This window comes from Spongiactinospora gelatinilytica, assembly GCF_003236385.1.
Taxonomy (GTDB): domain Bacteria; phylum Actinomycetota; class Actinomycetes; order Streptosporangiales; family Streptosporangiaceae; genus Spongiactinospora; species Spongiactinospora gelatinilytica.
Window position 1 is genome coordinate 1 of sequence record NZ_POUA01000266.1, and the last position, 10,977, is coordinate 10,977.

Annotated in this window: 11 protein-coding genes; 4 read left to right on the plus strand and 7 right to left on the minus strand. The window is 72.0% G+C overall.

What is annotated here, in order from left to right:
- The 3 genes from C1I98_RS27220 to C1I98_RS27230 all read left to right on the plus strand — a co-directional run.
- Positions 1-1,073: acyltransferase family protein (locus C1I98_RS27220; RefSeq protein WP_111170267.1), on the plus strand; the 1,073-nt coding region annotated here is incomplete at its 5' end.
- Positions 1,074-1,146: 73 nt separating this feature from the next.
- Entirely contained in the window at positions 1,147-2,277 is a 1,131-nt protein-coding gene (locus C1I98_RS27225; protein ID WP_111170268.1) for a glycosyltransferase, read from the plus strand.
- A gap of 42 nt (positions 2,278-2,319) precedes the next feature.
- On the plus strand, positions 2,320-3,060 hold the full coding sequence (locus C1I98_RS27230; RefSeq protein ID WP_111170269.1) for an acetoacetate decarboxylase family protein: 741 nt from the start codon (positions 2,320-2,322) through the stop codon (positions 3,058-3,060).
- 6 nt (positions 3,061-3,066) lie between these two features.
- On the opposite strand, the gene C1I98_RS27235 is transcribed toward C1I98_RS27230, so the two are convergent.
- From C1I98_RS27235 to C1I98_RS45150, 6 genes are all read right to left on the minus strand, one after another.
- Complete coding sequence (locus C1I98_RS27235) at positions 3,067-3,942, minus strand: glycosyltransferase (RefSeq protein ID WP_111170270.1); 876 nt, start codon at positions 3,940-3,942, stop codon at positions 3,067-3,069.
- 220 nt (positions 3,943-4,162) lie between these two features.
- Entirely contained in the window at positions 4,163-4,930 is a 768-nt protein-coding gene (locus tag C1I98_RS27240; RefSeq protein WP_111170271.1) for a CDP-alcohol phosphatidyltransferase family protein, read from the minus strand.
- Positions 4,908-5,948, minus strand: a complete 1,041-nt coding sequence (locus C1I98_RS27245) for an iron-containing alcohol dehydrogenase family protein (protein ID WP_199537253.1) — start codon at positions 5,946-5,948, stop codon at positions 4,908-4,910. The genes C1I98_RS27240 and C1I98_RS27245 overlap by 23 nt, the downstream gene beginning before the upstream one ends.
- Before the next feature lie 5 nt (positions 5,949-5,953).
- Positions 5,954-6,688 carry a phosphocholine cytidylyltransferase family protein gene (locus C1I98_RS27250; RefSeq protein ID WP_111170273.1) on the minus strand — a complete coding sequence of 245 codons (735 nt, stop codon included), beginning with the start codon at positions 6,686-6,688 and terminating at the stop codon, positions 5,954-5,956.
- Between the two features lie 129 nt (positions 6,689-6,817).
- Entirely contained in the window at positions 6,818-7,441 is a 624-nt protein-coding gene (locus tag C1I98_RS45145) for a DUF5941 domain-containing protein (protein WP_111170274.1), read from the minus strand.
- Between the two features lie 22 nt (positions 7,442-7,463).
- Positions 7,464-8,975, minus strand: a complete 1,512-nt coding sequence (locus C1I98_RS45150; RefSeq protein WP_267898080.1) for a CDP-alcohol phosphatidyltransferase family protein — start codon at positions 8,973-8,975, stop codon at positions 7,464-7,466.
- 202 nt (positions 8,976-9,177) lie between these two features.
- On the opposite strand from C1I98_RS45150, the gene C1I98_RS27265 reads away from it, so the two are divergent.
- The gene (locus C1I98_RS27265) at positions 9,178-10,416 is read left to right on the plus strand and encodes a bifunctional cytidylyltransferase/SDR family oxidoreductase (RefSeq protein WP_233508230.1); all 1,239 of its coding nucleotides are present in this window, start codon (positions 9,178-9,180) and stop codon (positions 10,414-10,416) included.
- A gap of 1 nt (position 10,417) precedes the next feature.
- Here C1I98_RS27265 and C1I98_RS27270 read toward each other — a convergent pair.
- On the minus strand, positions 10,418-10,977 hold a 560-nt coding region (locus C1I98_RS27270), incomplete at its 5' end, for a glycosyltransferase (protein ID WP_497845608.1).

The window sequence follows — 10,977 nt, forward strand, 5'->3', positions numbered from 1 at the left end:
CCCCGAAACCCGCCCCGAAGCCCGCCGCACGCCCCGGCAAGCAGCGCGAGCCGTACCTGGACAACGTCAAGTTCCTGCTGATCACGCTGGTGGTGATGGGTCACGCGCTGGTGCCCACGCTCGACGCCGGGTCGGCGCGCTCGGCGTACCTGTTCATCTACACCTTCCACATGCCGCTGTTCGTGCTGATCAGCGGCTACCTCAGCCGGAACTTCTGGAACTCCAACGCCAAGACCAACAAGCTGGTCGACACCTTCCTGATCCCGTACCTGATCGTGGAGGTCGGCTACGCCGCGCTGCGTTCCGCGTTCGGCGCCAAGTGGAGCCTGACGATCATCGATCCGGCCTGGCTGAACTGGTACCTGCTGGCCCTGCTCCTGTGGCGGCTGTCCACCCCCGTGTGGCGGCGGATGAAACAGCCGCTGCTGGTCGCCGTGGCCATCTACCTGCTGTCCGGCTTCTCGGAGATATCCGGCGACTTCAGCTTCGACCGCTTCTTCGGCCTGCTCCCCTTCTTCGTGCTCGGCCTGATGGTCAAGCCCGAGCACTTCGAGCTGCTGAACCGGCTATGGGTCAAGATCATCGCAGCGGTCACGCTCGCCTCCGCCGCCGCGGTGGCGATCATCATCGCCCCGCGCGTCAAGCTGGCCCCGATCTACTTCAAGGACAGCTACAGCGACCTGAACCTCTCCTGGTGGATGGGCCTCGGCCTGCGCGCGGCCCTGCTGGTGGCGGCGCTGGCGATGTCGTTCGCCGTGCTGGCGCTGGTGCCGCGCCGCCAGACGTGGTTCACCGACCTCGGCACGCGCACGCTGTACGCGTACCTGCTGCACGGCGTCCCGGTCATGATCGCCAAGGAGCTGGGCTGGCTGAGCCTGCCCTGGCTGTACGGTTCGCTGGGGGCGATCGCGATTATGGCGTGTTGTTTCACGCTGGCGATCGTGTTGTGCCTGCCCGGGACGCGCACCCTGTTCAAGTGGGTCATCGAACCCCGCCTGACCTGGCTCTACCGCCGCCCCAGCAAGTCGGCCCCCGCTTCCAGGGGACAGAAGGTACAACGCGGAAAGTGCTGAAGTTAAACGGTCGTTTCACCGGCATTTACGCAACACATCCGAGCATGACGGGATAGCGGCGCAGCATCGAAGCATGCGCGTATGCGTCGCGACCGTCGTCCACCATCCCGAGGACGCACGGATTCTGCACCGGCAGATCCGTGCGCTTCTCGATGCGGGGCACGAGGTGACCTATATCGCGCCTTTCACGCACTGCAACGTCACGCCGAGGCCCGAAGTACACGCGGTCGACGTGCCGAGGGCCGTGGGGCGCAGAAGATACCGGGCGATCAGGGCGGCAAGGCGGGCGCTGCGGCGGGCCGCCAGAGACTCCGACGTGATCGTCGTACACGACATCGAGCTGCTGTTCGCGCTGCCCAGGGGGCGGCGCCGCCCGCCGTGCGTCTGGGACGTGCACGAGGACACGGCGGGGGCACTGGTGGCCAAGCAGTACCTGCCCGAGGTGCTGCGCCGGGTGCTGCCGCCGCTGATCCGGCGGATCGAGGCGAACGCCGAGCGCCGGATGCGCCTGATCCTCGCTGAGGACTCCTACCAGGCCAGGTTCGACCGCCTGCATCCGGTGATCAGGAACACCACGTTCGTGCCGGAGACCGCCCCGCCGCCGCCCGGCGACGACCGGGTGGTCTACGTCGGCCACCTGTCGGCGGCCAGGGGCGCGCTGGAGCTGGTCGAGCTGGCCCGCAGGCTGGCCGAGCACGGTGTCCGGATGGACCTGGTGGGCGCGGCCGACCCGGGCGTGCGCCCGGTGCTGCGCGACGCGCAGCGCGAGGGCCTGCTGGACTGGTTCGGTTATGTCCCGAACCGGCACGCGCTGCGGATGGCCGAGGGGGCGCTCGCGGGGCTGTCGCTGCTGCACGACGTGCCCAACTACCGGCAGTCGCTGCCGACGAAGGTCGTCGAGTACATGGCGCGGGGCATCCCGGTGATCACGACGCCGCTGCCGCTGTCGGCCTCGCTGGTGGGCCGGATCGACTGCGGCGTGATCGTACCGTTCGGCGACGTGGACGCCATCGTGCACGCCGTACTCCGGCTGCGCGAGGATTCCGAACGGCGGGCGGCCATGGGCGCGCGCGGGTACGCCGAGGCGCTGCACCACCACAACTGGCCCGACCATGCCGCCGAGTTCGTCGCGCTGCTGGAGGAGTGGGCGTTGGCCGCCAAGATCGCCTCCGCTCCGCCGCCCGGCAAGGCCGTCACGGTCTAGGCGGTGCGTGACGCGGGCACCGGCTGTTGGTCTACTGGAACCATGGCACACCACTTGATCCAGGGACGACTGGTCACCATGCCGGTGCGCGTCCGGGAGGCGACGGCCTGCGTGGCGACCTACCTGGTCCGCGCCGACGCCGCCCGCGCGGTGATCGCCTACTCGGGGCTGGACATCACGGAGGTGGTCCCCGGGAGGGCCGCCTGCACGCTGACGTTCATCCAGTACACCGATTCCGACCTGGGGTCCTACGGCGAGTTCGGGGTGTCCTTCCTGGTACGCCCGCCGGGGGCGGCCCGCGTCCGGGGCAGCGGCGGGGCGCTGGCCGGCCTGTCCGACGTACGGCGGGTGGGCACCGGCGCGTTCGTCCACTGGCTCCCGGTGGACCAGGCGTTCACCATGGAGGCCGGGCGCGGCATCTGGGGGTTCCCCAAGGAACTGGCGGACATCGACCTGCGGCTCGACTCGCCCTACAAGCGCTGCGTGCTGCGCAGGGACGGCCGCCTGGTGCTCGACCTGCTGGTCAAACCGGGCATGCCGGTGCCGGTCAGGCGGACGGCCGCGCCCTTCGACGCCTACACCGACCTCGGCGGCGTCATCCGCCGTACCCCGTGGTCGATGTCACCGCGCGGGGTGCGGGCCCGGCCGGGGGGCGCGCTGATCCGGCTGGGCAACCATCCGATCGCCAAGGAGCTGAGCGAGCTGGGGCTGCCCAAGCACGCGCTGATGACCGCGACCGTCACCAGGATGTCGATGACGATCGGCGAGGCCGTGCAGGCGTGAGGGGCGCTACACGATGGGCGGGCGGCCGAGGCGGAGCATCCGCCAGGCCGTACGCCAGGCCATCGGACGGCGCTCCCCGGCCGGCTCGCGCAGCCCTTCGGAGAAACCCTTGAACCACGCCCGCAGCGCCATCCCCGACCGCTCGCGGACCAGCGTGAGCACGACCCAGTCGAGCAGGTAGAGGGCGGCAAGCGGCCAGGGCAGGTTACGCCGGGCCAGCCAGACCCGGTTACGGGCGTTGAGCCGGTAGAAGTCGGCGTGCCGGGTGGGCGGCACCTGCGGGTGGTACATGACCGTCTCGGCGTCGTACTCGATGCGGTAGCCCTCGCCGAGCAGCCGCCAGGCCAGGTCGGTCTCCTCGTGCGCGTAGAAGAACCGCTCCGGCAGGCCGCCGACCTGGAGGAACGCCGAGCGCCTGATGGCGCACGCGCCGCCCAGGAAGGTGGTCACCGGGGAGGACCGCTCGGGGTCGCCCGCGCGCAGCCGGGGCACGTGGCGGCGCTGGCCGTTGCCGCCCTCCGGGTCCATCACCCTGAAGGAGATCACCGCGAGGTCGGGCTCGGTGGCGAAGCGCTCGCGCACGTGCGCGGCGACCTTCTGATTGGCGTACCAGCCGTCGTCGTCGAGGAAGAGCACCACGTCGCCGGAGCTCTCCTCGACCCCGCGGTTGCGCCCCGCGGGGATGCCGGTGTTGCGCGGCAGCCGGACGTTCTTGATCGAGGAACCGGGGGGCGGCTCGGCGCGCAGCTCGGGCACGTCCGCCCCGTTGCCGACGATCACCACCTCGACGTCGCCGTCGGCCTGGCCGAGCGCGGACTCCACGGCCCGGTCAAGCTCGGCGACCCGGTTGCCCATGGTGAGGATGACGCACGAAATCTTCAATGCGTCATCGCCTTGACGCGTTGATCGGCCGTGCGCTGCATACTTCCATGATCACCGAGTCTGCCGTGTCGGGCAATTCCGTCCGAACGCTCCATTCCAGATTTACCGCGAAATAAGCGTATCGGAACCGCTAGCAAACCCCCACCCAACAGTGAGTGTCTTCCACATACGACGTACCGCGCCGCCGGTCGGTTCCCCGCCGGCGCGATCACGCTAACGATCATGCCAGCCGCCGCGAGGCCAGGATGCTGACCAGATGCAGCACGAGCTGGAGCACCGCCACCACCGCGCAGGCCACCACGAGCACCCGGGTGGCCGCGCCGCCGCCGGCCAGCGCGTCCCAGGCCGCGGCGATCACCACCAGGATGGACAGCTCGACCGCCTGGACGATGCGGTGGAAGCGCAGCGCCGCCGCGACCTTGCGGGCCATGCCGAGCCGCCGCGAGGCGAAGTGCTCGGCCGACGCCTCGGTCGCGGCCACCAGCCCGGACCTGGCCCGGGCCACGTCCACCAGGTCGGTCTCCGCCTTGATCAGGATGGCGCCCAGCGCCGCGGCGAACCCCAGCACGGTGTACCAGTCGGGGGCCGTCACGGACGCGCGAAAGCCCAGCCCGATCAGCAGCGCGGCCTCGGCGAAGTAGTGGCCCACCCGGTCGAGGTAGACGCCGGTGATCGAGGTGCGGCCGGTCCAGCGGGCCAGCTCGCCGTCCGAGCAGTCCAGCAGCAGGTAGACCTGGACCAGCACGGCCGCGCCCACCGCCGCCCAAAGGCCGGGCAGCGCGAGCACGGCCCCGGCCAGCAGCCCGCAAAGGATCATCAGGCCGGTCGCCTGGTTGGGCGTGATCGGCGTCTTGGCCAGCGCCCAGGTGACGTAGACCGACAGCTTACGCATGTAGAGCACGCCGGCCCAGTGTTCGCCGCTGCGGCGGTCCATCGTGCCGGCCGGCTGCGCGACAGCGCGGATCTCAGCGACCGACGGCCCGGACATACGCTCCCACCCGCTCCCGCACCTCGGTGTCCGACAGGCGAAGGTGCTCCAGGATCGTGTACCGGCCCGGACGCGTCGCCGGGGCGAGCACCACCGCCTCGGTGAACTGCTCTTCGGTGAGCCCGACGTCGCCCGGTGTCACGGGCAGCTCGTGCCTGCGCAGGCAGCCGACCACCTGGGCCAGCCGCTGCGTGTCGTCGCGCAGGAAAAAGCAGAAGGCGGCGCCGATACCGGCCAACTCGCCGTGATTGGAGGTCCCGGGGTAGAGCTGATCCACGGCATGAAGGATCTCATGGTCGCCGCCGCTGGCGGGACGAGATGACCCTGCGATGACCATCGACATGCCGGAGAGGATCAACGATTCGGCCAGAACAGTCAAAAAGGCATCGGATTCGATCGAGTCGGCCCTGCCGATCACGGCCTCGGCCGCGGTACGGGACACCGCGCAGGCCAGCCCGTCGATCGGCTCGCCCCGCTCGGCCGCGGCGAGCTGCCAGTCCTCGATCGCGGACAGGTTGCTCACCACGTCGCCGATCCCGGCGCGGACCAGCGAGGGCGGGGCGTCGTGGACGAAGTCGAGATCGACCATGATCGCCAGTGGCATCGGGACGCCGAAGGAGCCCTTGCCGCCCTCGTGCGTCAGGGACGCCGTGGGCGAGCAGATGCCGTCGTGGGACAGGTTGGTGGCCACCGCGACCATCGGGATGCCGGCCAGCGACGCGGCGTACTTCGTCGCGTCGATGGTCCGGCCGCCGCCGATGCCCACGACCGCCTCGAAGGCGCCCTTGCGCAGGTCGGCCCCGAGCGAGACGGCGGCGTCGACCGAGCCGTCCGGCACCCGGAACAGCTCCGCCTCGCCCAGCGTGGACGCGATCATCGTAGCGATCTTGTCGCCCTGCCCGGCCCCGACCGCCACGGCCACCCGCCCGGAGGTCGCCACCCGGCTGTCGGTGAGCAGCGAACCCAGCTCGGCGATGGCCCCCCTGCGGACCTGCATGGTCAGTGGCGCGGGGAGCATTCTGGCTAGTATCGGCATGCGATCTCCCGGGCCTTGGCCAGGTCGTCGTGGTTGTCGACCTCGACCCACTCGACCTTGCCGATCGGCGCCACCGCGATCCGCTCGCCGCGCGCGACCATCTCGGCGTAGCCGTCCTCGTAGTAGAGCTGCGGGTCGCGCTCGAAGGTGGCGCGCAGCGCGTCGGCCAGCCGGTCGGCCGCCCCGGGGCGGATGAGCGTGGCCCCGATGTACTCGCCGTACGCGGCGGCCGGGTCCATCAGCTTGGTGATCTTCCGCAGGTCGCCCTCGGGCGACAGCGTCACCTTCATCTCCTCCTCGGCGAGCGTCTTGACGTCGTCCACCGCGAGCAGAAGGTCGGTCGTGGCGGGCGCGCCGAGCAGGGTCTCCTCGATCGAGACCGGGTGGACGGTGTCACCGTTGACCAGCAGCGCCCCCTGGGCGAAGTGCTCGCGGGCGCACCACAGCGAGTAGGCGTTGTTCCACTCCTCGGCCTTGTCGTTGTGGACCAGCGTCAGCCGTACGCCGTGGCGGCGCTCCAAGTCGGCCTTGCGCTCGTGTACGGCCTGCGCGGCGTAGCCGACCACCACCACGACCTCGCGCAGATCGACCGCGGCGAGGTTGCGCAACGCGATGTCCAAGATCGTGGTGTCTCCGTCGACCGGCACGAGGGCCTTGGGCAACGTGTCGGTGTACGGCCGCAGACGACGTCCGGCCCCGGCGGCCAGCACCATTCCCAGCAACGTGCAACTCCTCATCCGCGCGTCACATTCGTAGGCCCAAAGGTTAGTTGCCTTCCGGCCCTGATCGTGTAATCCCCCGTTAGCCGGGCCCTCGAATCGTGTTAACGCGCCGATGCCGGCTCTGCCGCGTCAGTCGTGTGCGCCGAGGTCGGCGGCCTCCAGCCCGGAGCGCGGGGCGGCGAGCCAGCAGGTCACGCTCTCCCACAGGAAGAGGCACCACAGGTAGAGCCCGAGCAGCACGAACAGGAGCGTCACCCGGCCGGCGAGCCCGCCGAGCGCGACCAGGAGCATCCGCCCGTCCCAGCCGAGCCCTGCCGTGGCGAGCCAGGACGGCGGATAGACGCGCTGACGCACGCGGTAGACGACATCGTAGTGGTGAAAGGCCATCGCTCCGAGCAAGGCGAAGATCAGCGCGGGGGGCACGTCCCTGGCGAACCCCACCGAGGCGACGAAGACGTACTCGGTCAGCCGCAGGGTGGGCGGCACCAGCCAGTCCAGGCGGCCGTCGTGCAGGTGCGAACTGCCCGGCCCGGCCAGCAGCAACGCGACCGCGGGGGCGAACACCGCCAGCCCGTCGGAACCGGCCACGCCGACCACCAGCAGCACCGCCGTCACGAACGCGCCGGCCAGCGCGGGCGGCAGCGGCGGCAACTGCCCGGCCACCAGCAGGCCCATCCCGCGCGACAGCGAGCCGTCGTCGCGGTAGGCGACCAGCGTGCTCGGCGGCACGGGGGTCATGCTCACGGAGATCACCGGCCTGTCCTTTCCCGCCCCGTCACGAAACCGACCTGGCGACGCGCCCGGTCACGGTGTAGAGCGTGGCGAGGCCGCCCCAGCCCAGCAGGGCCAGGAAGGTCACCCGGGCGTCGAACAGGCCCGCGGTGACCGCGATCAGCGCCATCCGCTCCCCGATCGGCAGCACCACGATCTTGCGCAGCCAGCGGACGGCCCCCTGGTCGAAGCGCCGGGACAGGCGCACCAGCGGGCTGCGCCGGTCGGATGGCGGCGGGGGCTGCGGCGGCACGTCACCGGGGTCGGCCAGCGAGCGCGGCCGTTCCGGCTGGGCACGGCCCGCCTCGGCCGCCGACGCCTTGAACGAGAAGTCGATCGTGTGACGCAGGGTCTGCAAGGCCAGTGCCGACACCGCCAGCGCCCAGATCCCGCCGGGCAGGCCCACCGCCCCGGTGTACCCTGCGGCCAGGCCCACGTACACGAGGTACTCCTTGGCCCGGTCGGAGATCGCGTCCAGCCACGCCCCGAGCGGCGAGAACGCGCGGGTGAAGCGGGCGAGCTGGCCGTCCACGCAGTCGAGCACGAAGGACAGCAGCACCAGCCCCGCGCCCGCCAGCATCGCGGGCCGCTCCCCCGCCGAGAACCACACCGCGGCGAGCGCGGCCAGCCCGAGCGACGTGCCGGTCACCGCGTTGGGGGTGAGCGACAGCCGGGCGCACAGCCGTACCGGCCAGGCCGACCACGAGCTGACCAGGTGGGTGGCGACGAACCCGTCGTCGGACTTGATCGCCGCGTCCAGCCGGGCCGCGGTCTCATCGACCTCCGCCAGGCGGCGCACCGCGTCGGCCGCCTGCCCGGGACCGGTCACCCGGTCGCAGCGCAGCGGCCCGAGCATGGCCGCGCGTACCGGGACGCCCGCCCGGACCAGGCCGACCAGGATCAGGTCGCCGACCTCGGCGCCGCTGACCGTGCCCAGCCGGCCGCCCTGCACGTGGTCGGCCAGTTCCTCGGCCACTCCCGCCAGGCCGCCGAGATCGGCCTCGCCGACCTGTAACACGCCGCGGAAGGTGCCGTTGGACTCGACGACCCGGTGGTAGGAGCTGCCGGCCGCCGCCACCCGGCCGCGCTCGACGCGCACCGGCGGGCGCAGCGGGCCGCCGTCCCCGCCGTCGGCGGCCACCAGCGCGGCGGTGTCGCGGGCGGGGTGTTCGAGCAGCATGGCCAGCGCCTCCCGGTGGGCCACCAGGTCGCCGGGCAGCACGGCGACGGGCCCTGAGGACGCCCTGGCGACCTTCGCCACGCTCCTGAGATCGTCCACCAGCCCCCGGGCGCCGTCGGCGGCCCCAGGACCCACGGCGACGGCCGTGCGCGCCACCACGTGGACATCACGGACGGGCAGGGTGTCGAGCTGCCCGGCGAGCCGGTCGAGGACCGTGCCGTCGGTCAGGACGGACCTGGCCGCGGGGGTGGTCGCGAGCACCACGGCCGCGGCGCGCGAGGGCCGGTGGCCGCCCGACGTCTCGGCGGGCGGCGACGGCGCGGACGGTGGGATCACTGCGGGATCACTGCCAAACGGCTACTCCTTCGCTCCCTCACGCCGACGGCCGCCGCACGAATGGGAAGTGCGCACCCAGCGTAGCGGGATGTTGACCGGAGTTCACGACGGTGGCGGGCCATTCATTCCTGATCAGACGGTGGTGTGTCCATGCCGATACGCTCGGGTGAACCGCACACCCCTCGACGTGGAGGAAGCATCCGTGACCGCTAGTGACGACCGGCGTCGCCGTACCGTGGCCGCGATCCTGGCGGGCGGTGTCGGAGCGCGGGCCGGGCTCAAGACCCCCAAGCAGTTCGCGCGGGTGGCGGGGCGGAGCATCCTGGCCCACACGCTGGCGGTCTTCGAGGGCGCGCCGCAGATCGACGAGATCGTGGTGCTGATGACGCCCGGCTACGTGCGCGAGGCCGAGGAGATCGTCGCCCTGGAGGGGTTTCGCAAGGTGCGGGCGGTGGTCGAGGGCGGCGCCAGCCGTACCGAGACGACCTGGCGGGCCCTTGAGCACATCGGCGACGGTGACGCTGACGTGCTGCTGCACGACGCGGTGCGGTTCCTGCTGGAACCGGCGATCATCACCCGGTGCGTGGCCGCGCTGGCCCACCACCGGGCGGTGGGGGTGGCCGTGCCCAGCTCGGACACCCTGTTGCGGGTGGACCCGGCCGGCGACGGCGAGGTGATCCGCGACATCCCCGACCGGGCGCTGTTCCGGCGGGCGCAGACGCCGCAGGGCTTCCGGCTGGAGGTGATCCGCGAGGCGTACCTCAGGGCGCTGGCCGACCCGGGCTTCGCCTCCCGGCCCGCCACCGACGACTGCGGGGTGGTGCTGCGCTACCTCCCCGAGGTGCCGATCCACATCGTGCCCGGCAGTGAGCGCAACATCAAGGTCACCCATCCGACCGATCTTGCCATCGCCGAGACGCTTTTCCACCTCGCCACCACGGCGATTCCGCGAAGCGCCGCGGATCTGTCCGGGCGGGCGGTGACGGTCCTCGGCGACGGGCCGGTCGCGGGCGCGCTCGCCGCCCTGGCCGCGCGGCGCGGGGCGAAGGTCGCGACGGCCCTGGACGGCCCGGCCGACTGCGTGGTGATCGTGACGCCCGGAGCGCCGGGCGCGCTCGGCGAGGCCGCCGAAGGCGATGTGTCGCGGGCCGTCGAGCACGGGGTCCTCGGGCCGGTACGCGCCGCTCGGGCGGCTCTGCCGTACCTCCGGGAGTCGCGCGGGCACCTGCTGTTCTGCGCGGGCGGGGGCGGCGGCAGCCTGGCGGCCGTGACGGAGTCCGCGCCCGCCGGGCTGGCCCGCGCGCTGGCGGGCGAGGAGGCCGCGTCCGGCGTGCGGGTCAACTGCGTCACCGCACGCACGGACGACCCCGGCAGGATCGCCGAAGCCTGCCTCGCCGTGCTCGCCTCCACCACGACCGGTCAGGTCACCGAGGCCCGCTGAATCAGCGTGGTTTGCTGAGCCGCGGCGGGCTGGTGATGAAGCCCCATCCCCAGGCGAGGTGCATGGTCGCGTACACCAGCGGCAGGCGGGCCAGCGCGCCCGCGGGCAGGCCGCCCCCGGTCAGCAGCGCGCCGCCCACGATGGCGGCGAGGTAGCAGGCCGGGACGAGCAGCGCGGGCCAGAAGAACGGCGCGGTCACCAGCCCCGCCAGGATGGCCAGCACGGCCGCGGGCGGGGCGAGGTAGCGCAGGTTGATCGTGCCCTGGTGGGTGCGGGCCACGACCCTGCGCCAGCGCCCGTAGTGGAAGTACTGGCGGGCGAGGGCCCGCACGTTGGGCCGGGGCCGGTAGGACACCTGCATCCGGGGCTGGAACCACACCAGGCCGCCCGACTCGCGGATGCGGTGGTTCATCTCCCAGTCCTGGGCGCGCTGGAAGTGCTCGTCGTAGCCGCCCACGCGGTCCAGCGCCTTCCTGCGGAACACGCCGAGATAGACCGTGTCGGCCGGGCCGGGCTCGCCGCCGGTGTGGAAGCGCGCCCCGCCCACCCCCAGCTTGGAGG